Genomic DNA, 22,678 nt, shown 5'->3' with positions numbered 1-22,678 from the left:
CGACAGAGGCGAGGAGCACGACATGTGGCGGGGACTGATCGAGGCGTACCGGGATCGGCTGCCGGTCACCGGGGCGACTCCCGTCGTCACCCTGCACGAGGGCAACACGCCGCTGCTGCCGGCGCCGGTGCTTTCCGCCCGGGTCGGCGCGGACGTGTGGCTCAAGGTCGAGGGCGCCAACCCGACCGGCTCGTTCAAGGACCGTGGCATGACCGTCGCGGTCTCCAAGGCCGTCGAGGCCGGGGACAAGGCGATCATCTGCGCCTCCACCGGTAACACCAGCGCCTCCGCCGCCGCGTACGCGGCCCGCGCCGGGATCACCTGCGCGGTGCTGGTGCCGCAGGGCAAGATCGCGCTGGGCAAGCTGGCCCAGGCGCTGGTGCACGGCGCGAAGCTGCTCCAGGTGCAGGGCAACTTCGACGACTGCCTCGGGCTCGCCGGCAAGCTCGCCCAGGACTACCCGGTCGCGCTGGTCAACTCCGTCAACATCGACCGGCTGCACGGCCAGAAGACCGCCGCCTTCGAGATCGTCGAGGCGCTCGGCGACGCGCCCGACATCCACTGCCTGCCGGTCGGCAACGCCGGCAACATCACCGCGTACTGGATGGGCTACTCCGAGGACCTGCGCGACGGCAACGCCACGAAGGCCCCCCGGATGTACGGCTTCCAGGCGGCCGGCGCGGCCCCGATCGTCACCGGGCAGGTGGTGCCGGAGCCGTCGACGATCGCCACCGCCATCCGGATCGGCAACCCGGCGAGCTGGACGAAGGCCATCGACGCGCGGGACGCCTCCGACGGCCTGATCTCGGCGGTCACCGACCGGGAGATCCTGTCGGCGTACCGGCTGCTGGCCCGCGAGGTGGGCGTCTTCGTCGAGCTGGGCAGCGCGGCCAGCGTCGCCGGTCTGCTCCAGCAGGCCGCCGCCGGGCGGGTGCCGGCCGGGTCGCGCGTGGTCTGCACCGTCACCGGGCACGGCCTCAAGGACCCGGAGTGGGCCATCTCGACCGCGCCGGCGCCGGTCACCATCGCCAACGACGCGCTGGCCGCCGCCCGCTCGCTCGACCTCGTCTGAGGGGCTCCGCTTCATCGGAAGTGTCATCGCCTGGGGCGGATGCCGGGAGTGTCGGGGCGTGCGGCAGACTCAGACCCCCGCAGACACCTCTCCAGGAGTGAGTAACGCCGATGTCGCTGCTCGCCAGATTCAGCCTCGCCAACCGGGGGCTGATCGCCCTCATCGCGTTGGTGACCACGGCCTTCGGCCTGTTCGCCGTGCCGTCGCTGAAGCAGCAGCTCCTGCCGTCGCTGGAGTTCCCCGCCGCGTTCATCGTGGCGACGTACCCGGGCGCCGCGCCGGAGATCGTGGAATCCCAGGTCGCCGAGCCGATCGAGAACAGCCTCAAGGGCATCCCGGGCCTGGACAAGGTCACCTCGACCTCGCGCGAGGGCGCGGCCACGGTCCAGGTGCAGTACGAGTTCGGCACCGACCTGGACGACGTGGTCAACAAGATGGAGACCGCGCTCAACCGGATCGACTCCCAGCTACCCGAGGGCGTCGACCCGCAGGTGATCGCCGGCAGCACCGACGACCTGCCCGCCGTGGTGGTCGCCGCGACCGGTGACGGCGACGAGCGGGCGCTGGCCGAGAAGCTGCGCAGCGCCGTCGTACCGGAGCTGGAAACGCTGGACGGCGTCCGCTCGGTGGACGTCACCGGCGCCCGGAACCAGGTCGTGACCATCACGCCGGACCCGGCGAAGCTGGCCGCCGCCAAGGTGGCGCCGGCCGCCGTCGCCCCGGCGCTCAAGAGCAACGGCGTGGCCGTGCCGGCGGGCGCGCTCGCCGACGGCGACCGGTCGCTGCCGGTACAGGTGGGCACGCCGATCCGTACGCTCGACGACCTGCGCGGCATCGTGCTCACCACGGCCCCCGCCGCCCCGGTACGCCTCGGCGACGTGGCCGCCGTGGAACAGCAGCTCGCCCCGGCCACCTCGCTGACCCGGACCAACGGCAAGCCGAGCCTCGGCATCGCGGTGACGGCCGCTCCGGACGGCAACGCGGTGGAGATCTCGCACGAGATCCGGGACCGGCTGGACGAGCTGGGCGACGCCGCGGGCGCCGAGCTGACAGTTGTCTTCGACCAGGCCCCGTTCGTCGAGAAGTCCATCGAGAGCCTGACCACCGAGGGCCTGCTGGGCCTGGTCATGGCGGTCGTGGTGATCCTGGTCTTCCTGCTGTCGGTGCGTTCCACGGTGGTCACCGCGGTGTCCATCCCGCTGTCCGTGCTGGTCGCGCTGATCGTGCTCTGGTCCGGCGACTACTCGCTGAACCTGCTCACCCTCGGCGCGCTGACCATCGCCGTCGGGCGGGTGGTGGACGACTCCATCGTCGTGCTGGAGAACATCAAACGCCATCTGGAGTACGGCGAACCGAAGCGGGACGCGATCATCACCGCGGTCCGCGAGGTGGCCGGCGCGGTGACCGCGTCCACGCTCACCACCGTCGCCGTGTTCGCGCCGATCGCCCTGGTGGGCGGCTTCGTCGGGCAGCTGTTCGCCCCGTTCGCGATCACCGTGACGGTGGCGCTGCTCGCCTCGCTGCTGGTGTCGCTGACCGTCATCCCGGTGCTGGCGTACTGGTTCCTCCGGCCGCGTGGCGGCGCCGACGACGCCGCCGCCCGGCGGGCCGCCGAGGAGAAGGAGCTGCGCAACCCGCTGCAGCGGGCGTACCTGCCGGTGATCGACTTCGCCACCCGCTCGCGGAAGACCCGCTGGGCCACCGTGGGCCTCGGCCTGCTCGTGCTCCTGGGCACGTTCGGCCTGGCGCAGAAGCTGGAGACGAACTTCCTGGACGACTCCGGCCAGGACACGCTCGCCATCCGGCAGGAGATGCCGGCCGGCACCTCGCTCGCCGGCACCGACCGGGCCGCCGCGCGGGTCGAGGAGGTGCTGCGGCGTACGCCGGGCGTGGAGACCTACCAGGTCAGCGCCGGTGGTGGGGACAACCCGTTCGCCGGCGGCGGCAGCGACCGGGCCACCTGGTCGCTGTCGCTCTCCGACGACACCGACGCCGCGACGGTACGGCAGGGCCTGCGCAAGGAGTTCGACGCGCTCGGCCCGGAGGTGGGCGAGCTGACGTTCGGCGGCGGGCAGAACGCCTCCGCCAACCAGGTCGAGGTGGTCGTGCAGGCCGCCGACCAGGAGACGCTGACCCGGGCGGCCGAGGCGGTACGGGGCGCGATGGCCGGCACGCCGGGCGTGGAGGACGTCACCAGCAGCCTCGCCACCCAGGTGCCGCGCGTCGAGGTGACTGTGGACCGGGTGGCCGCGGCCCGCGCGGGTCTCACCGAGGCGGCCGTCGGGCAGCTCGTCGCGCAGACGTACCGGGGAGCGCCGCTCGGGCAGGTGACGCTCGACGGTACGGCGCAGAACGTGGTTCTCAGCAGCGGCGCCCGGCCGCCGCTGACCGTCGAGGAGCTGCGGGCGCTGCGGGTCGGCGCGGTGCCGCTGGACGCGATCGCCGACGTCGAGCAGGTCGACGGCCCGCAGCAGGTGACCCGGATCGACGGGGAGCGCAGCGTCTCGGTCACCGGCACGGCGACCGGCTCGAACCTCGGCGCCACCACCCAGGAGCTGCAGAAGCGGCTGGACGCGCTGGACGTGCCGGGTGCCACGTACGTGATCGGCGGCGTCAGCGCCGACCAGGCCGACGCGTTCGCGGACCTCGGTCTCGCGGTGCTGGCCGCCATCGCGATCGTCTTCCTGATCATGGTGGCCACGTTCCGCAGCCTGACCCAGGCGCTGATCCTGCTGATCTCGGTGCCGTTCGCCGCGACCGGCGCGATCGGGCTGCTGCTGGTCACCGGTACGCCGCTGGGTGTGCCGGCGCTGATCGGCGTGCTCATGCTCGTGGGCATCGTGGTGACGAACGCGATCGTGCTGCTGGACCTGATCAATCAGTACCGGGCCCAGGGCATGGACGTGACCGAGGCCGTGGTCGAGGGCGGCCGGCGGCGGCTCCGGCCGATCCTGATGACGGCTGTGGCCACCATCTTCGCGCTGTTGCCGATGGCGCTCGGCCTGACCGGTGAGGGCGGCTTCATCTCCAAGCCGCTCGCGATCGTGGTGATCGGCGGCCTGCTCAGCTCGACGCTGCTGACGCTGGTGCTGGTGCCGACGCTCTACACCATGGTCGAGCACACCAAGGGCTCGTTGCGGAACCGGCGGCGGGGCGGCGCTCCCGAGGCCGTCGAGCCGCGGCCGGAGCCCGAGCCGGACCCGGTGCCGGTGGCGGTCGGCGGCGGGGAGCGGGCCGAGGAACGGGCCGAGGTCGCGCCGCCGCCGGCCCGTCCGTCGGGCGCGCTTGTCGACGGCACCGACCAGTTCGAGGTGCTCCGCCTGCCCAAGAGCCGCCAGTCGCCGATCCCGCCCACCGAATGACCGACCGGGAGGGGCCCCGCGCGGGCCCCTCCCGGCACTCGGCGCGCGGGACACACCCGAGCCACACCGGGCGGTACGCTCAGTGAGCTGTTGCCTACTTATGGTTCGGGGGCGTGGTGGCGGGCGGTGCGGGCCGGTGGGATCGGCGTACCGTGCTGCGCCGCTCCGCGCTGCTGCTCGGGGGGGCCGTGATCGGCTCCGCCCCGCCCGCCCTGGGGGCACCTGGGCGGCTCCGTGCTGTACGCGTCGGCCCGCCTGGGCTACCGCCTGGTGCTCTGGACGCTCCAGATGGTCGAGAGCGAGTTCCCGCACGACCCGGCCGGGCACGCCCGGCGGATCGTCGCCGACGTGCGACCCGGCACGATCCTGCTCGGCCACGACGTCGGCAACGACGGCCGGCTCGTCGCGCTCCGCGGCCTGCCCGACATGATCAACGGTCTGCGGGCCCGGGGATACACGTTCGTCACGGTCTCCGACCTGCTGCGCCGCGCTGCCGCGCCCGGGGCGGCCCGGTAGGGTGCCCGCGTGTCACCCACCCTCTCGGTACTCGTCCGCAACCGCGACTTCCGCCATCTGTTCCTCGCCGAGCTGGTGGTCTTCGGCGCGGACTGGTTCGTCATGGTGCCGCTGCTGGTGCTGCTGCCCGACCTGACCGGCAGCGGCGTCTGGGGCGCGCTGGTGCTGGCCGTGGACACCGGCACGACCGCGTTGCTGCTCCCGTACGCCGGAACGATCGCCGACCGGTTCGATCGCCGCAAGGTGATGATGGTGGCGAACGTGGGGGCGCTGGCCGGCGTGCTGCTGCTGCTCGGCGTGCGCAGCGCCGGTACGGCCTGGCTGGCGCTGGCGGCGATCGCGCTGGTGGCCGTGGCGAAGGCGTTCTACTCGCCCGCCGCCCAGGCAGCGCTGCCGAACGTGGTCGACCCGGAGGACCTGGCTGCCGGCAACGCGGTCGCCGGCTCGGCCTGGGGCACGATGACTGTGGTCGGCGCCTCGCTCGGCGGCATCCTGAGCGCCGTCGCCGGCCCGTACGCCAGCTTCTGGGTGGCCGCCGTGGGCCTGCTCGCCGCCGCGGGCCTGGCCGCGCTGATCCGCCGGCCGTTGCAGGCGCCGCGCGACCCGGCGGCGACGGTGCCGCGCACCTGGGCGGCGATCCGGGAGGCGCTGCGCTACATCGCCCACCGCCCGCGCGTGCTGGCGCTGGTCACCGTCAAGTCGGCGGTCGGCCTGGGTAACGGCGTGCTCACCGTCTTCCCGCTGCTCGCCGGGGTGTACGGCGTCGGCGCGGTCGGCGCCGGGTTGCTCTTCGCCGCCCGCGGCGCCGGGGCGCTGGTCGGCCCGATCATGATGCGCCGGGTGCTGAGCAACCGGGCCTGGCTGCTCAGCGGCCTGGCGCTGTCCATGTCCATGTACGGCCTGGCCTACCTGGGCGCCTCGGTGGTGACCTGGTTCCCGCTGGTGCTGGTCCTGGTCTTCCTGGCGCACCTGGGCGGCGGCAGCAACTGGGTGCTGTCCAACTACGCGTTGCAGGGCGAGGTGCCGGACCGGCTCCGCGGCCGGGTCTTCGCCACCGACATGATGCTGGCGACGCTCGCCATCGCGGTGAGCCAGCTGGTGGTGGCGCTCGTGGTGGACCGGGTGGACGAGCGCACCGTGCTGGCCGGCTGTGGCCTGGTCACAGTCGTGTACGCGATCGGCTGGCGGTTCGCCACCCGGCGGCTCTCGCTCACCGACCCGGTCGACACGCCGGCCCCCGAGCGCACCGGCTGACACGCCGGTCCCACGCTCCGGGCGGTCCGGCCGGGCTGTCGGGGTGACGTCCTAGCATGAGCCGGTGCCGACCACATTCACCCCCGGCCCGGTGCGGGTCCGGGTGCCCGCGACCAGCGCCAACCTGGGCCCCGGCTTCGACGCGCTGGGGCTGGCCCTCGGCCGCCACGACGACGTCACGGCCGAGGTGACAGACGGCGGCGTACGGGTGTCGGTCACCGGCGAGGGCGCCGGGGAGCTGCCGTCGGACGAGCGGCACCTGATCGTCACCGCGATGCGGGCCACCTTCGACGCGCTCGGCGCGCAGCCGGCCGGCCTGGCGCTGGAGTGCGTCAACCGCATCCCGCAGGCCCGGGGGCTCGGCTCGTCGTCGGCGGCGATCGTGGCCGGGGTGCTGGCGGCCCGTGCGCTGGTGGCCGACGGCGAGCAGCGGCTGGACGACGACGCCGCGCTGCGGCTGGCGGCCGAGCTGGAGGGGCATCCGGACAACGTCGCGCCCTGCCTGCTGGGCGGCTTCACGATCGCCTGGACGGAACCGGGCGGCGCGCGGGCGGTCTCGCTGCCGGTGGCGCCGGCCGTGCGCCCGACCGTCTTCGTGCCCGCCGAGCGGGGCCTGACCTCGGTGGCCCGGGCGGCGTTGCCGGCCACCGTGCCGCACGCCGACGCGGCGTTCAACGCCGGCCGGGCGGCCCTGCTGGTGCACGCGCTGACCGCGGATCCCGGGCTGCTGCTGCCCGCCACCGTCGACCGGCTGCACCAGGAGCAGCGCGCGCCGGGGATGCCCGCCACGGCAGGGCTGGTCGGTGCGCTGCGCGAGGCCGCTGTGGCGGCTGTGGTCAGTGGGGCGGGTCCGACGGTGCTGGCGCTCTCCGGGGTCCCGGCCGGATTCCAGGCGGGAACAGATTGGCGCCGGTGGGAGTTGCCGATAGATGTCAGCGGTGCCCGGGTCATCCGGGGTAGACTTTGACACGCCGAGCGGGGCCCTGTTGCCGCAGGTCGGACGAGGCGATTACGCTCTAGACCTAGCACAGCCGCGAAGCATGCGATCTTCCTGCGGTTCGGCGCACCCCCGAAGCTCTCGGCGGTAGCCCGTCACCCCTGCTCAAGGCCCACGCCGCGCCGCAGTTTCCACAGGTCGCCGCAGACGGCGAGACCTGCTCACCGACGGTGGTGAGTCGGGAAACCACCGGCTGCTGTGTCACAGACTCCCGCGACGCGTCATGCGAGGCGGGTGCACCGAGGCCGCCCGGCCACCTGGTTTCACGACTCCGGGCAGCCCGGCCTATCGAGGGAAGGAATCCATTGAGCGACACCACCGACGTGACGTCGGATGTTTCCAACGTCGCTGGCGATGCCACCACCGCCGCCCCCACGCGCCGCCGGCGGAGCGGCACCGGTCTGTCGGCGATGCTGCTGCCGGAGCTCCAGAGCCTGGCCGCGTCGCTCGGCATCTCTGGCACCGCTCGCATGCGCAAGGGCGAGCTGATCAGTGCCATCACCGAGCGGCAGCAGGGCGGCGCCGCGGCCGGAACCCCTCGACCGCGAGCCGAGGTGGCGGCTGCGTCCGCTCCCGCCCGTGAGGAGGTGCACGCGGAGGTCCGTGAGGAGCGGGCCGAGGCACGCCCCGCCGAGCAGGCGCCGGCCGCCGAGGTGACCGAGGGTCGTACCCGTGGTCGCCGCAGCCGGGCCGCCGCCGCGACCACCGAGGCGCGACCGGCCGAGACGCCGGCGGCCGAGGCGCGACCGGCCGAGACGACGCGCGTCGAGGAGGCACCCGCCGAGACCGGCGAGCGGGCCGAGCGCGGCGGCGACCGGGCCGAGCGCGGCGAGCGCAACGAGGGCCGGGGCCGTGAGCGCGGCGGTGACCGCGCCGAGCGGGCGGACCGCGGCGAGCGCGGCGGCGAGCGGGCCGACCGCGGTGAGCGCGGCGGCGAGCGGGCCGACCGTGGCGAGCGCGGCGAGCGCAACGACCGTGGCGAGCGCAACGACCGTGGTGACCGCGCCGAGCGTGGTGACCGCGCCGAGCGGGGCGACCGCAACGAGCGGGCCGACCGGAGCGAGCGCGCCGAGCGCAGCGACCGCAACGAGCGCGGTGACCGGGGCGGCGACCGTAACGACCGCAACGACCGGGGTGACCGCAACGACCGTGGTCAGCGCGCCGAGCGGGACAACGACGGCGACGACGACGGCGAGGGCGGCGGCCGGCGGGGCCGGCGCAGCCGGTTCCGGGACCGTCGTCGCGGCCGCGGCGAGCGGGGCGAGGGCGACAACGGTGGCGGCCGCGAGCCGCAGGTCGGCGAGGACGACGTGCTCGTCCCGGTCGCCGGCATCATCGACGTGCTCGACAACTACGCCTTCGTCCGGACCACCGGCTACCTGGCCGGCCCGAACGACGTGTACGTCTCGATGTCCCAGATCAAGAAGTACGGCCTGCGCCGCGGTGACGCGATCACCGGCGCCGTGCGGGCCGCGCGGGACGGCGAGCAGCGGCGCGACAAGTACAACCCGCTGGTCCGGCTGGACACCATCAACGGGATGGAGCCGGACGAGGCGAAGCGCCGGCCGGAGTTCTACAAGCTCACCCCGCTCTACCCGCAGGAGCGCCTGCGGCTGGAGACCGAGCCGCACATCCTCACCACCCGGGTGATCGACCTGGTCATGCCGATCGGCAAGGGCCAGCGGGCGCTCATCGTGTCGCCGCCGAAGGCCGGTAAGACGATGGTGCTCCAGGCGATCGCGAACGCGATCACCCGCAACAACCCGGAGTGCCACCTGATGGTGGTGCTGGTGGACGAGCGGCCGGAAGAGGTCACCGACATGCAGCGGTCGGTGAAGGGCGAGGTCATCGCGGCCACGTTCGACCGTCCGCCGCAGGACCACACCACAGTCGCCGAGCTGGCGATCGAGCGGGCGAAGCGCCTGGTCGAGCTGGGGCACGACGTGGTCGTGCTGCTCGACTCGGTGACCCGGCTCGGCCGGTCGTACAACCTGGCGGCGCCGGCCAGCGGCCGGATCATGTCGGGTGGTATCGACTCCACCGCGCTCTACCCGCCCAAGCGCTTCCTCGGCGCGGCGCGCAACATCGAGAACGGCGGTTCGCTGACCATTCTCGCCACCGCGCTGGTGGAGACCGGGTCCATGGCGGACACGGTCATCTTCGAGGAGTTCAAGGGCACGGGTAACGCCGAGCTGAAGCTGGACCGGAAGATCGCCGACAAGCGGGTCTTCCCGGCGATCGACATCAACCCCTCCGGCACCCGCAAGGAGGAGGTCCTGCTCGCGCCGGAGGAGCTGGCGATCATCCACAAGCTCCGCAAGGTGCTGCACTCGCTGGACTCGCAGGCAGCGCTCGACCTCCTGCTGGACCGGCTCAAGCAGTCCCGCACCAACATCGAGTTCCTGATGCAGATCGCGAAGTCCACTCCGGGCGAGTGAGCTGACGGATCCGTCGAACGAGGGGCACGGCCGCATCGGCCGTGCCCCTCGTCGCGTACCGGGCGGACCGTGAAGTTTTTCTACGGTTAAGCCTCAAGGTATTGAAACTTCTGTTCACCGTCGGGTTGACTGTCGTCCATGCGAACCCGCAGTCGACCCGCCCACCTCGCCGGCGTCCTGCTGCTGACGCCGTTGCTGACCCTCACCGCGCCGGTGCCGTCCGCCGCCACGGCCGCCGCGCCGTCGGCAGCCGCACCGTCGGCCACCGCCGCCGAGGACGCGCCACGCGCCTCGTCCCGTCCCGACTCCGCCGTCGCGCTCGCCGGTGTGGAGCCGGCCGGCGGCCTGGAGACCGCCAAGACCACCCGGCCGGTCGCGCCCGGCCTCGACCTGACCTCCTTCGACAGGTACGACGCGGCCGGCTGGCTGCGCGCCGACGCCCTCACCGCCGACCTGGCCGGCGGGCTGACCGTGGACTACGTGAACTCCGGCGAGGTCACGAAGGACGAGCCGCTGCGCGCCGCGGTGGACCGGTCCCGTGCCGTCGCGGCGGTGAACGGCGACTTCTTCGACATCAACAACTCCGGTGCCGCCCAGGGCGTCGGCGTCCGCTCCGGCGAGCTGGTGCAGTCCCCAGTGGCCGGGCACCCCAACGCCGTCGGGATCAGCGCCCAGGGCGTCGGCCGGGTGGTCGAGGTCGGCTTCGAGGGCACCGCGACGCTGCCCGCCGGGCCGGTGCCGCTGACCCAGTTCAACAACATGGTGCAGCGCGACGGCGTGGGCGTGTTCACGCCGCTCTGGGGGTCGTACACCAGGAAGCGGGCCGTGGAGGGCGCGGCCCGGACGGTCGAGGTGACGGTGACCGGCGGCCGGGTGGCGAGCGTCGCCACGACGGCGGGCGAGGGGCCGATCCCGGCCGGCAGCACAGTGCTGCTCGGCCGCGAGGTCGGCGCCGACGCGCTCGCCGCGCTTCGCCCCGGCGACGCGGTGGACATGTCCTGGCGGCCGCGGGCCTCCGACGGCGCCGACCTGCGCGCCGCCGTGGGCGGCGGCAACGTGCTGGTCCGCGACGGCGTGGTGCAGAGCATCGCCGACGCGTCGCTGGCCCCGCGCACCGCCGTCGGGTTCTCCGCCGACGGCCGCAAGATGATCATGCTGACCGTGGACGGCCGGCAGGTGGACAGCCGGGGCGTCACCCAGACCGAGATGGGCCGCATGATGGCCGAGCTGGGCGCCGCGAACGCGCTCAACCTCGACGGCGGCGGCTCCTCCACGCTGCTGGCCCGGGAGCCGGGTGCGGCCACGGTCCAGGTGGAGAACAGCCCCTCCGACGGCAGCGAGCGGCCGGTGCCCAACGGGCTCGCCGTCTACGCCCCGAAGGGCAGCGGCCGGCTCACCGGCTACTGGCTGGAGACCGCCAGCGACCCGACCGCCGCGCCCGGCGTCGCGCCGGTGCGCGGCGGCCGACCGGACCGGGTCTTCCCCGGCCTCACCCGCCGGCTCACCGCCGCCGGATACGACGAGACGTACGGCCCGGCCGCGGGCGAGCCACGCTGGCACGCCACCCACGGCCGGGTGGACGGCGACGGCGTGTTCCGGGCCGCCGTCCCCGGCCGCAGCACCGTCACGGCCGCCCGGGGCCGGGCCCGGGGCACGATCGAGCTGACCGTCCTCGGCCCGCTGGCGCGGATCGACGGCACAGTCGACCGGGTCGGCCTGGACCGGGCCGGTGACAGCGGCCTGTTCGGCGTCGTCGGCTACGACGCCGAGGGCAACACCGCGCCGATCGAACCGGCCGACCTGACCCTGGAGTACGACAGCGACCTGCTCTCCGTCACCCCCACCGCGGACGGCAACCTGGCCGTCAAGGCGCTCGCCGCGACCGGCTCGGCGCTGGTCACCGCGCGGGTCGGCAACCACAGCACGGTCCTGCCGGTGACTGTCGGGCTCACCGACGTGCCGGTGGCCGGCTTCGACGACGCCGCGTCGTGGAAGTTCAGCCAGGCCCGCGCGTCCGGGTCGGTCGCACCGGCCGAGGGGCACACCGGCGGCGGACTGCGGATGTCGTACGACTTCAGCCAGTCCACCGGTACCCGGGCCGCCTACGCCGACCCGCCCGCCTGGATCGACGTCCCCGGCCAGCCGCAGGCGTTCGGCATGTGGATCAAGGCGAACGGCACCGGCGAGTGGCCGAGCCTGCACCTGCACGACGCGCAGGACACCCAGTTCGTGCTGCGCGGCCCGTACCTGGACTGGACCGGCTGGAAGTACGTCGAGTTCGCCGTACCGCCGGGCGTGCAGTACCCGGTGCGGGTGCGCCGGTTCTACGTGGCCGAGACCGACGCGGCCAAGCAGTACCGCAGCGAGGTGGTGATCGACGACCTGGTGGCCCGCGTGCCCCCGGACGTGCAGGCACCGCCGGAGCCGAACCGCACCGACCGGGTGGTGGTACGCGACGGCACTGTGGACGGGGCGCCCTGGCGCTTCGCGGTGCTCTCCGACGCCCAGTTCGTCGCCGCGAACCCGGACAGCGACCTGGTCGCCCAGGCCCGCCGTACGCTGCGCGAGGTCCGCGCCGCCCGGCCGGACTTCCTGATCATCAACGGCGACTTCGTGGACACCGCCTACCCGGCGGACTTCGCGCTGGCCAAGCGCATCCTGGACGAGGAACTGGGCGGCGAGGTGCCCTACCACTACGCGCCTGGCAACCACGAGATCATGGGCGCGCCGATCGACAACTTCCGCAGCGTCTTCGGGGACACCTCGCGCGTCTTCGACCACCGGGGCACCCGCTTCCTCACGCTCAGCACGGCCACCGGTTCGCTGCGCGGCGGCGGGTTCGACCAGGTGGAGCTGCTGCGCCGGACGCTCGACCAGGCCGCCGCCGACCGGTCGGTCGGTTCGGTCGCGGTGTTCTTCCACCACCCGCCGCGCGACCCGAGCCCGGCCAAGGCCAGCCAGCTCGGCGACCGTAAGGAGGCGGCACTGGTCGAGCAGTGGCTCGCCGACTTCCAGCACCGGACCGGCAAGGGCGCGCTGATGGTCAACGGCCACGTCGGCACGTTCCACGCCGACCGGGTGGACGGCGTCCCGTACGTGATCAACGGCAACTCGGGCAAGGACCCGTCCACCCCGGCCGCGCTCGGCGGGTTCACCGGCTGGACCGAGTTCGGGGTGGATCCGGTGACGCCGGGGGAGGCCGAGCGGGCCCGCCGTGACCCGCTCGCCGAGGGCCCGAAGTGGGTGAGCGCGGAGACGCACGCCCACGTCGACCGGCTCGCGCTGACCGCGCCCGCGCAGGTGTCCCGGCGTACGCCGGCCGACGTCACGGCCACGCTCACCCAGCCCGGCGGCCGGCAGGTGCCGGTGGCCGCGCCGGTCAGCGCCGACTGGTCCGGGTCGCCGAACCTGCACATCGGCGGCGCGGCGGGCGTACGCCCGTGGCACGCCGCCCGCTTCGACCCGGCCACCGGCACGCTCACGGCTCTGCGCCCCGGCGCTCAGGTGCAGCTGACGGTGACCGTGAACGGCGTGAAGGCCGAGGCCCAGGTGACCACCACCCGCTGACCCGCCCCGCCCGGGCCCGCCGCCCTCGCCCCTAGGCCCCGTCGATCATGAAGTTGGCCCGGACAAAAGCGACAGGAAGCACGGTCAACTTCATGATCGACGGGGTCGGGGTGGGCCGGGGGGCGGGGTGGCCCGGGCTCGGCGCTGGGGGAGTGGGTGGGGTGGGGTTGGGAATGCTGACGGGTGGGCCGGCGTTGGGGGTGGCAGACCTCCTGTGCCGGGTGGAAGACGCCCGTGGCAGACTGGTCAATCGGCCACCGGTTCCGGTTCACGCCCGAGCCCGTCGTGACGACGGGGAGCACTGACGGCGACCCGGCGACCACCGACGAAAGGACCGAGGCGACATGAAGCCCAACATCCACCCGGAGTACACGACCACCGAGGTCCGGTGCTCCTGCGGCAACACCTTCACGACCCGCAGCACCGCCAAGGGCGGCGCCATCAGCGTCGAGACCTGCAGCGCCTGCCACCCGTTCTACACCGGTAAGCAGCGCGTGCTGGACACCGCCGGCCGGGTCGCGAAGTTCCAGCAGAAGTACGCCAAGGTTCAGGCCAAGAAGGCCAAGTAGCTCCGTCGACGACGCCCGTGTCCGGCTCCTGCCGGGCACGGGCGTTCGTCCGTTTGTGCCGGTTCCATTCCCAAGGAGCATCCGCAGCATGAGCAGTGAGCGCCTGGCCGCCCTCCTCGACGAGTACGCCGAGCTGGAGCGGCGGCTGGCCGACCCGGCCATCCACGCCGACCAGGGCACCGCCCGACGGGTCGGCCGTCGGTACGCCGAACTGGTCCCGCTGCACAAGGCGGCCGGCGAGCTGGAGCAGGCCCGCGCCGACCTGGTCGCCGCCCGCGAGCTGGCCGCCGAGGACGCGACGTTCGCCGCCGAGGCGGACGAGATCGCCGCGTCCCTGCCGGCGCTGGAGGAACGGCTCGCGGAACTGCTCATCCCGCGCGACCCGCACGACGCCAAGGACGTGATCGTCGAGATCAAGGCCGGCGAGGGCGGCGAGGAGTCGGCGCTGTTCGCCGGCGACCTGCTGCGGATGTACACCAGGTACGCCGAGCGGCACGGCTGGGTCACCGAGGTGATCGACGCGCAGGACTCCGACCTGGGCGGCGTCAAGGACGTCTCGCTGGCGATCAAGAGCAAGGGCGTGCCGGAGGGCGGCAACGGCGTCTGGTCCCGGCTCAAGTGGGAGGGCGGCGTGCACCGGGTGCAGCGCGTCCCGGTCACCGAGTCGCAGGGCCGGATCCACACCAGCGCCGCCGGAGTGCTGGTGCTGCCCGAGGCGGAGGACGTCGACGTCACAATCGACCCGAACGAGCTGCGCATCGACGTGTTCCGCTCGTCCGGCCCCGGTGGGCAGTCGGTGAACACCACCGACTCGGCGGTACGGATCACCCACGTGCCCACCGGAATCGTGGTCTCCTGCCAGAACGAGAAGTCGCAGTTGCAGAACCGGGAGCAGGCCATGCGCATCCTGCGCGCCCGGCTGCTGGCCGCCGCCCAGGAGCAGGCGGACGCGGCGGCGTCGGACGCCCGCAAGGCCCAGGTGCGCACCGTGGACCGGTCCGAGCGGATCCGCACCTACAACTTCCCGCAGAACCGGATCACCGACCACCGCATCGGCTACACCGCGTACAACCTCGACCTGGCGCTGGCCGGCGAGCTGGACGGGGTGCTCGACGCGCTGGCCGAGGCGGACCGCGCGGCCCGGCTGGCCGGCGAGACCGAGCTGTCCCGCCGCTGACCGCTGGGGGTGTTAAGCGGGGGCCCCTCCTCTACCGGAGGCGTTAACAAGGGGCCCCTCCTTACCGCTCAGCTCGCCCGCAACCGCGCCTTGGCGCGCAGCATCTCCCGGTCGGCCAGCTCGAACGCGGCGCCCAGCGCCTCCCGGACACTCACAGTGGTGCTGCCGTCGACCTCGGCGAAGCCGATGGTCACCCCGACCGGCGTGCCCGGGACCAGGGACTCCCAGTCCTCGGTGCGGACGGCCGCCTCGATCCGGCGGGCCACCTCGACCGCCTCGGGCATGACCGTATCGGGCAGCACCACGACGAACTCGTCGCCGCCGTAGCGGGCCACGAAGTCGCCCCGCCGCATCACCCGGTTGATCACCCCGGCGACCCGTTGCAGCACCAGGTCGCCGGAGTGGTGGCCGTGCCGGGTGTTCACCGCCTTGAACCCGTCGAGGTCGCAGACGCCGATCACCACCCGTTCGCCCCGGGACACCACGGCACCCAGGTAGCGCTCCAGCCGGCGCCGGTTGGGCAGGCCGGTGAGCGGGTCGGTGAGCGCCTCGCCCTCGTACCGGGCCGCTTCGCGGCGCATCTCCTCGTGGTCGATCCGGGCGGCGATGCCGTCGATGTAGACGTCCCGCAGCCGGTCGCTGCGCCGCGCCGCCAGCCGGAACGCGTGCCGGTCGGCCCGGTGCGCGCCGGCGTGGTCACCGGCCCGGGCCAGCGCGACGCTGCGCAGCCGGGTCGCCTCGGCCGCGCCGAGCGTCTCGTCGGAGACCCGCAGCGAGTCCAGCCGGGTGACCGCCTCGATCGGGCGGCCGCCGGCCACCGCGAGGCAGACCTGACCGAGCTGGCGCAGGTCGCGGGCGCGGGCGCTGTCACCACCGTGACCGAGCAGCCGGTTCGGGTCGGCGTCCCCGGCGGACTCCACCCGGTCGCCGAGCGCGGCCCGGCGGGCGGCGGCGTAGCCGTACGCGGCCAGGCTGCTCGGGCGCAGGTTGCCGGCGCCCCCGCCACGCAGGAACCGGGCCAGGTCACCGGCGACGTCGCGCAGTACCCGCAGGCAGCCGTCGCTGTCGCCGTTGTGGTCGAGCGCGACCGCGTTGCGCAACCGGATCCCGGGGGCGGCGAACGTCTCCTCGGGGATGCCGACGCTGAGCCCGACCTCCCGGGCCCGCTCGATCGCGCCGAGCGCGTGGCCGTGGAAGCTGAGGTAGGAGTACGCCATCGCCAGGTCGTGCCAGCCCCAGGCGGTGTCCCGGTCCGGGGTGTCGTCGGCGCTGAGCGCGCGGGCGGCCCGGACCAGGTGCATCACGCACCTGTCCAGCGCGCCCTGGTGGTGGGCGGCGAGCGCGGCCAGCGCGTTGAGGTGCCCGTGCAGGTAGGGCTCGGCGAGATCGCGTACGGCGGCGGAGGCGTCCTCGACGGCGCGGGTGAACTCGGCGGTGCGGCCGAGATTGATCAGCGCGGACAGGCGTTGCACGAGTGCGTCCGCGCGGGCGTACGGGTCGTCAGTGGTGTGGATGACGCGGTCGAGCAGGGCGCACGCCTCCGCGGACCGGCTGGCCTCCTGCAGTGACCGAGCGCGGCGGAGAGCGTCAACCTGGTCCTCGACCTGGTCGAGCCAGCCCACTCGCGACCTCCCTGCGGTGTGCGCCCGGACGCACCCGCTCGTGAGGCGGGCCGCGACGCCTCATGATTATTGCGTGACCGCACTCCCGCAACACCCGTCCGAAGGGACAGAACGCGAACGCCCCTCGCTGGTGATCAACCGGGTGGAGCGCGCGCTCGCGGCGGCCGGCGTCGAGGCGCCCCGCGCCGAGGCCGAGCAGCTCGCCGCGTACGTCCTGGAAGTGCCGCGTGGCCGGCTGGCGCTCGCCGACGGCTTCACCCCGGCGCAGCGCGACCGGCTGGACGCGCTCGTCCGGCGGCGGGTGACGCGGGAGCCGTTGCAGCACCTGCTCGGCTCGGCCGGTTTCCGGCACCTGGAGCTGGGCGTCGGGCCGGGCGTCTTCGTGCCCCGGCCGGAGACCGAACTGCTGGCCGGCTGGGGGATCGAGCGGGCCCGGGAGTACGCCGCGCCGCTCGTGGTCGACCTGTGCAGCGGTTCCGGCGCGATCGCCCTCGCGGTAGCGCAGGAGGTGCCCGCGGCCCGGGTGGTGGCTGTGGAACGGTCCCCGGCCGCGCTGGCGTGGCTGCGGCGCAACGCGGCCGGCCGGGCCGCCGCCGGGGACCGGCCGATCGAGGTGGTGGCCGCCGACGTGACCGATCCGGAGCTGCTGGCCGACCTGGCCGGGCGGGTCGACGTGCTGCTGTGCAACCCGCCGTACGTGCCGAGGTCGGTGACGGTGCCGCCGGAGGTGGCCGGGCACGACCCGGACGAGGCGGTGTTCGGCGGCGCGGACGGGCTGGACGTGATCCGGCCGGTGGTGCGCCGGGCGGCCCTGCTGCTGCGCCCGGGCGGCGCGATCGGCATCGAGCACGACGACACCCACGCGGCGGCGGTGCCCGGGCTGCTGCGCGTCGACGGCCGCTACGACCGGGTCGAGGAACACCGCGACCTGGCCGGGCGGCCCCGCTGGGCGACCGCGTCCCGGCGGGCGGACGGCACCCACGCCGACCCGGCCCCGGCGTGGCAGACTGACTCCTCGTGATGCTCTACGACTGTCGGTCGCCCGCCGACCGGGACCGCGGCATCGCCGCTGCCATCGAGGCGGTCAAGAACGGGGAACTCGTCGTCCTGCCGACCGACACGGTCTACGGCATCGGTGCGGACGCCTTCACCCCGTACGCGGTGAAGGCCCTGGCGGACACCAAGGGCGGCGCCCGGCAGGCGCCCCCGGTGCTCATCGGTTCCCGGCACACGCTCGACGGCCTGGTCTTCTCGCTGCCCGGCGCGGCCCGCGACCTGGTCGAGGCGTTCTGGCCCGGTGCGCTGACCATCGTGGTGGAGCACTCGCCGAGCCTGGCCTGGGACCTGGGCGACAACAGCGGCACGGTGGCGGTACGGATGCCGCTGCACCCGGTCGCGCTGGAGGTGCTGCGGGAGACCGGGCCGATGGCCGTCGCCTCGGCCAACAAGATCGGCCAGCCTGCCGCGCTCACCGCCGAGGAGGCGCGCGACCAGCTCGGCTACGGCGTCCGGGCGTACCTGGAGGCCGGGCCGGCGGTGGACCCGGTGCCGAGCACCATCGTCGACCTGACCGGCGACGTGCCGCGGGTGCTGCGCGAGGGCGCGGTGACGCTGGCGAAGCTGCGGGAGGTCGTGCCGGACATCCTCGACGAGCGGGGGGTCTGAGTGCCGCCCTTCACCGTCCTGCACGTCTGTATGGGCAACATCTGCCGGTCGCCGATGGCCGAGCGGCTGTTGCTGCTCGCGGTCCGGGAGCGGCTGGCCCGCCTCGACGTCGACCCGGCCGGGTCGGACGCGCTCGTGCACAGCCACAGCGCCGGCACCGGGGGCTGGCACGCGGGCGAGGAGATGAACCCGCCCGCCGCCCGGCAGGTGATCTCGCGCGGCGGTGACACCGAGGGGTTCGCCGCCCGGCGGTTGCGCTCGGACCTGATCGACGCCGCCGACCTGGTGCTCACCGCCACCGCCGACCAGCAGGAGTATGTGGTGGCGTTGCGGCCGGACGCCGCCGCGCGAACGTTCGTCCTCGGTGAGTTCGGCCGCCTGCTCGGCGGGCTGGACCGGTCCGCGCTGCCGCCGGCCGACCCCACGCCGGACGCCGTGTACGCGCGCGGCGTCGCCCTGGTGGCGGCGGCCGACGCGGCCCGGCAGAACGCCTCCGCGCTGCCCACCGACGATCTGGACGACCCGTGGGGCCGGGGCGACCAGTGCTTCAGCCGGGTCGCGGACGAGATCGAGGAGACGGTGCAGCCGCTGGCTGCCGCGCTGCTGCCCTGAGATTCATCCTTCCTCGCGAACTTCCTGCGCATTTCGCGGAAGGTGTCGGCGAAAGCGAGCATTCCGGTCATTCTGAACGGGTCCGTACGGCCGGCTCCTGCGGGGAGAGCTGATGAACCGGGCCCATCTCGACAAGCTGTTCACCGTTGTGCTCGCCGGCGTGCTCGCCGGACTGGCCCTGGCCGCCGCCGCGCTGCCGGCCGCGCTGGTCTTCGGGCTGGGCGTGAAGAACCTGATGCCGTACACGGCGCTGCCGGAGGCGCTCAAGACGCCGCAGCCGGCGCAGCGCTCCAACCTGTACGCGAACGACGGGCGGACGCTGATCACCTCGTTCTACGTCGAGGACCGGGTGGACGTGCCGGTCGGCGAGGTGGCGCCGGTGATGCGCGAGGCGATCGTGGCCGCCGAGGACGTGCGCTTCTACGAGCACCACGGCGTCGACGTGCGCGGCGTGGCGCGGGCGTTCACCGCCAACCGCCGCGAGGGCACCCGACAGGGCGCCTCCACGCTGACCATGCAGTACGTGCGCAACGCGCTGGCCGGTGACCCCCGGCTGACCGAGGAGCAGCGCGCCGCCGCCACCGAGATCACCGTCGGGCGCAAGATCCGCGAGATGCGGTACGCGCTGACGCTGGAACGGCAGATCGGCAAGGACGAGATCCTCGGGCGCTACCTGAACATCGCGTACTTCGGCGCCGGGGCGTACGGCATCGCCGCCGCCAGCAAGCGCTACTTCTCCACCACGCCGGACCGGCTCACGCTGGCCCAGGCCGCGCTGCTCGCCGGGCTGGTCCGGTCCCCGGCCGACGACCCGATCAACGGGGACGCCGACTCGGCGCTGCAACGCCGGGCGTACGTGCTGGACCGGATGGTGGAGACCGGACGGGTGAGCGCGGCCGACGCCGAGGCGGCGAAGGCCACGGAACTGGCGCTGGCGCCCAACACCACCCCGAACGACTGCGCCGCGGTGCCCGCCGACCACAACGACTGGGGCTTCTTCTGCGACTGGTTCACGCAGTGGTGGAACGCCCAGCCGGCGTTCGGCGAGAACGTCGACGAGCGGCAGCGGACGCTACGCCGGGGCGGCTGGAAGATCGTGTCCTCGCTCGACCCGGACGTGCAGGCCAAGGCGAGCGAGCAGGTGCGGGCGATCTACCCGGAGACGATCGCGCGGGCGGCGCCGACAGCCGTGGTGCAGCCGGGCACCGGCCGGGTGCTGGCCATGGCGGTGAACCGCACCTACGGCACGGCCGCCAACCCGGACGGGCAGCAGAACTACCCGAACACGGTCAACCAGCTGGTGGCCGGCGGTGGTGGCATCACCGGCTACCAGGCGGGCTCCACGTTCAAGCTGTTCGCGCTGCTGGCCGCGCTGGAGTCCGGGCTGCCGCTGGACACCGTGTTCGACGCGCCGCCCGTCTACGTGACGCAGTACCCGGTGGGCGCCGGCCCGGCGAGCTGCGGCGGCCGGTGGTGCCCGGCGAACGCCAACACCTACTGGATGGACGGCGACCGGGACATGTGGGACGCGTTCGGCCGGTCGGTGAACACGTACTTCGCGTGGCTCACCGAGCGCGTCGGCGCGGACCGGGTGGTCGAGATGGCCCAGCGGCTGGGCATCGTCTTCCGCGCTCCGGCCGACGCCAGGATGGCCCGCGAGGGCGCCAAGAGCTGGGGACCGTTCACGCTCGGCGTCTCCGCCACCACGCCGCTGGACCTGGCCGGCGCGTACGCCGCGGTCGCCGCCGAGGGCACCTGGTGCCGGCCCACGCCGGTCACCTCGATCACCGACCCGGCCGGCCGGAAGGTGGCCGCCGGGAACACCGACTGCCGGCAGGTGCTCGACACCGAGGTGGCCCGCGCGGCAGCCGACGCCAGCCGCTGCCCGGTCGGCGACCAGTCCATGTACCGGCGCTGCGACGGCGGCACGGCCGAGGAACTGGCCCCGGGCCTGCGCCGGCCGGTGGCGGGCAAGACCGGCAGCTCGGAGCGGAACGCCACCGAGACGGTCGTCGCGTTCACGCCGCAGTTGTCGGTCGCCACGATCGCCGCGAACCCGGACGACCCCCGGGACGCGGTCGGCGGCGGCGTGCAGAAGCGGCAGATCGCCGCCGTGGGCCGCATCCTCGCGTGGTCGCTGCGCGACGAGCCGGTACGCGACTTCGTCCCACCCGGCCAGGCCGTGGCCTTCCAGCACACCAGCCCCCGTACCGGCAACTGACCCCCACCCCGCCCTCGCCCCCGCCCTCGCCGTCGCCGATCTTGCACTTGCCGCCCCGGCGGAAGGTGCATAACGGGCAAATCAAGGGCCGCAAGTGCAAGATCGCGGGCGGGGCGCGAGGGCGAGGGGTGAGGGTGGGTCAGCCGGGGTGTTCGGCGCCTCGGGCTATGTTGCGGGCCATGCCGCCGAAGACGACCGCGTGGAACGGGGCCACCGAGGCCCAGTAGAGGTGGCCGGGCAGCCCGCGCGGCAGGAACACGGCGCGCTGGACGTAGCGGCTGCGACCGTCCCCGTCGGGCTCGGCGCGCATCTCCAGCCAGGCCCGCCCGGGCAGCCGCATCTCGGCGCGCAGCCGCAGCAACTCACCCGGGACGATCTCCTCGACCCGCCAGAAGTCCAGCGCCTCGCCGACCTGGAGCCGGTGCGGGTCGCGCCGCCCCCGGCGCAGCCCGACGCCGCCGATCAGCCGGTCCATCCAGCCGCGCACCGACCAGGCCAGCGGGAACGAGTACCAGCCGTGCTCGCCGCCGACGCCCTCGATGACCCGCCACAACGCCTCCGGTGGCGCGTCCACCGTCCGCTCCCGCATGTCGGTGTACGCGGTGCCGCCGGACCAGCGCGGGTCCGACGGCAGCGGCTCGGCCGGCGCGTCCGGCCCGCTCGCGTTCGACCAGCGCGTCTCCACCTGCGCGTCGCGCACCTTGGTCAGGGCCAGCGCGACCGCCTGATCGAATCCGGTCAGCCCCTCGGGCGGGTCGGGCACGTACTCGGCGATGTCGTGCTCGTGCGCCACCGCCTCGTGCACCAGGCTCTCCACGAGCGGCCGGGCGATCGCGTTCGGCACCGGCGTGATCAGGCCGACCCAGTGCGAGGAGAGCGACGGGGTGAGCGGGCGTACCGGCAGGATGACCCGGGGCCGCAGACCGGCCACCCGGGCGTACCGCTGCATCATCTCGGTGAAGGTCAGCACGTCCGGGCCGCCGATGTCGAAGGCCCGGTTGACGTCGGCCGGCAGGTGCGCGCAGGCGGCCAGGTAGCGCAGCACGTCCCGGACCGCGATCGGCTGGATCCGGTTGCGTACCCAGCGCGGGGTGACCATCGCCGGGAGCCGTTCGGTCAGGTAGCGCAGCATCTCGAACGAGGCCGAACCGGACCCGATGATCACGGCGGCGCGCAGCACCGCTGTGGGCACGCCGCTGTCCAGCAGGATCCGCGCGACCTCCGCCCGGGAGCGCAGGTGCGCCGAGGGCAGGCCGTCGCGCTCCGCCGGCTCCGGCCCGCCGAGATACACGATCCGGCGTACGCCCGCGGCGCGCGCCGCCTCGGCGAAGTTCGTCGCCGCCTCCCGGTCGGCCGTCTCGAAACCACGCTGGCCCAGCGAGTGCACCAGGTAGTACGCCACCTCGATGCCCGCGAACACGGCCGGCAGCGTCTCCGGCCGCCGCAGGTCGCCCTCGACGACCTCCGCCTCGGCCGCCCACGGCACGTCCCGCAGCCGCCCGGCGGTACGGGCCAGGCAGCGTACGGTGTGCCCCTCGGCCAGCAGCCGGGGCGCGAGGCGTCCGCCGATGTAGCCGGTCGCGCCGGTGACGAGGCATCTCACGGC

At 74.0% G+C, this 22,678-nt stretch carries 15 protein-coding genes; 13 read left to right on the top strand and 2 right to left on the bottom strand.

Annotated features, from left to right (window positions below; translation table 11 throughout):
• Nucleotides 1-22: 22 nt before the first annotated feature.
• The 9 genes from thrC (at nt 23) to prfA (ending at nt 14,952) form a co-directional block, all read left to right on the top strand.
• Entirely contained in the window at nt 23-1,072 is a 1,050-nt protein-coding gene (gene thrC / locus Q3W68_RS09925; RefSeq protein WP_120573339.1) for a threonine synthase, read from the top strand.
• A gap of 110 nt (nt 1,073-1,182) precedes the next feature.
• The gene (locus Q3W68_RS09920; RefSeq protein ID WP_302905178.1) at nt 1,183-4,434 is read left to right on the top strand and encodes an efflux RND transporter permease subunit; all 3,252 of its coding nucleotides are present in this window, start codon (nt 1,183-1,185) and stop codon (nt 4,432-4,434) included.
• Between the two features lie 234 nt (nt 4,435-4,668).
• Entirely contained in the window at nt 4,669-4,950 is a 282-nt protein-coding gene (locus Q3W68_RS09915; protein ID WP_302905177.1) for a hypothetical protein, read from the top strand.
• A gap of 9 nt (nt 4,951-4,959) precedes the next feature.
• The gene (locus tag Q3W68_RS09910) at nt 4,960-6,204 is read left to right on the top strand and encodes an MFS transporter (RefSeq protein ID WP_302905176.1); all 1,245 of its coding nucleotides are present in this window, start codon (nt 4,960-4,962) and stop codon (nt 6,202-6,204) included.
• 64 nt (nt 6,205-6,268) lie between these two features.
• Nucleotides 6,269-7,171, top strand: a complete 903-nt coding sequence (gene thrB, locus Q3W68_RS09905; protein ID WP_302905175.1) for a homoserine kinase — start codon at nt 6,269-6,271, stop codon at nt 7,169-7,171.
• Between the two features lie 335 nt (nt 7,172-7,506).
• A complete protein-coding gene (rho, locus tag Q3W68_RS09900; RefSeq protein WP_302905174.1) occupies nt 7,507-9,639 on the top strand; it encodes a transcription termination factor Rho in 2,133 nt (710 codons plus the stop codon).
• A 138-nt stretch (nt 9,640-9,777) separates the two neighbouring features.
• A complete protein-coding gene (locus Q3W68_RS09895; RefSeq protein WP_302905173.1) occupies nt 9,778-13,206 on the top strand; it encodes a phosphodiester glycosidase family protein in 3,429 nt (1,142 codons plus the stop codon).
• A gap of 344 nt (nt 13,207-13,550) precedes the next feature.
• A complete protein-coding gene (gene rpmE / locus Q3W68_RS09890; RefSeq protein ID WP_181570044.1) occupies nt 13,551-13,775 on the top strand; it encodes a 50S ribosomal protein L31 in 225 nt (74 codons plus the stop codon).
• An 88-nt stretch (nt 13,776-13,863) separates the two neighbouring features.
• Nucleotides 13,864-14,952 carry a peptide chain release factor 1 gene (gene prfA / locus Q3W68_RS09885; protein WP_302905172.1) on the top strand — a complete coding sequence of 363 codons (1,089 nt, stop codon included), beginning with the start codon at nt 13,864-13,866 and terminating at the stop codon, nt 14,950-14,952.
• A 68-nt stretch (nt 14,953-15,020) separates the two neighbouring features.
• Here the strand turns inward: prfA and Q3W68_RS09880 are convergent, their stop codons facing one another.
• On the bottom strand, nt 15,021-16,574 hold the full coding sequence (locus tag Q3W68_RS09880; RefSeq protein ID WP_302905171.1) for a GGDEF domain-containing protein: 1,554 nt from the start codon (nt 16,572-16,574) through the stop codon (nt 15,021-15,023).
• 73 nt (nt 16,575-16,647) lie between these two features.
• On the opposite strand from Q3W68_RS09880, the gene prmC reads away from it, so the two are divergent.
• The 4 genes from prmC to Q3W68_RS09860 all read left to right on the top strand — a co-directional run bounded on the left by prmC (nt 16,648) and on the right by Q3W68_RS09860 (nt 21,072).
• Nucleotides 16,648-17,595 carry a peptide chain release factor N(5)-glutamine methyltransferase gene (prmC, locus tag Q3W68_RS09875; protein WP_302905170.1) on the top strand — a complete coding sequence of 316 codons (948 nt, stop codon included), beginning with the start codon at nt 16,648-16,650 and terminating at the stop codon, nt 17,593-17,595.
• Nucleotides 17,595-18,239: an L-threonylcarbamoyladenylate synthase gene (locus tag Q3W68_RS09870; RefSeq protein WP_128136751.1), complete on the top strand. Its 645-nt coding sequence runs from the start codon at nt 17,595-17,597 to the stop codon at nt 18,237-18,239. The genes prmC and Q3W68_RS09870 overlap by 1 nt, the downstream gene beginning before the upstream one ends.
• Nucleotides 18,240-18,851: a phosphotyrosine protein phosphatase gene (locus tag Q3W68_RS09865; RefSeq protein ID WP_302905169.1), complete on the top strand. Its 612-nt coding sequence runs from the start codon at nt 18,240-18,242 to the stop codon at nt 18,849-18,851. It begins immediately after the preceding gene.
• A 112-nt stretch (nt 18,852-18,963) separates the two neighbouring features.
• On the top strand, nt 18,964-21,072 hold the full coding sequence (locus Q3W68_RS09860; RefSeq protein ID WP_302905168.1) for a transglycosylase domain-containing protein: 2,109 nt from the start codon (nt 18,964-18,966) through the stop codon (nt 21,070-21,072).
• A 139-nt stretch (nt 21,073-21,211) separates the two neighbouring features.
• Here the strand turns inward: Q3W68_RS09860 and Q3W68_RS09855 are convergent, their stop codons facing one another.
• On the bottom strand, nt 21,212-22,675 hold the full coding sequence (locus tag Q3W68_RS09855; RefSeq protein WP_302905167.1) for an SDR family oxidoreductase: 1,464 nt from the start codon (nt 22,673-22,675) through the stop codon (nt 21,212-21,214).
• Between the last annotated feature and the right edge of the window lie 3 nt (nt 22,676-22,678).

This window comes from Micromonospora sp. C28ISP2-4 (assembly GCF_030519385.1).
Lineage (GTDB): Bacteria > Actinomycetota > Actinomycetes > Mycobacteriales > Micromonosporaceae > Micromonospora > Micromonospora tulbaghiae.
Note: the sequence above shows the minus strand (reverse complement) of the source record. Positions and strands in the feature narration are given on the sequence as shown.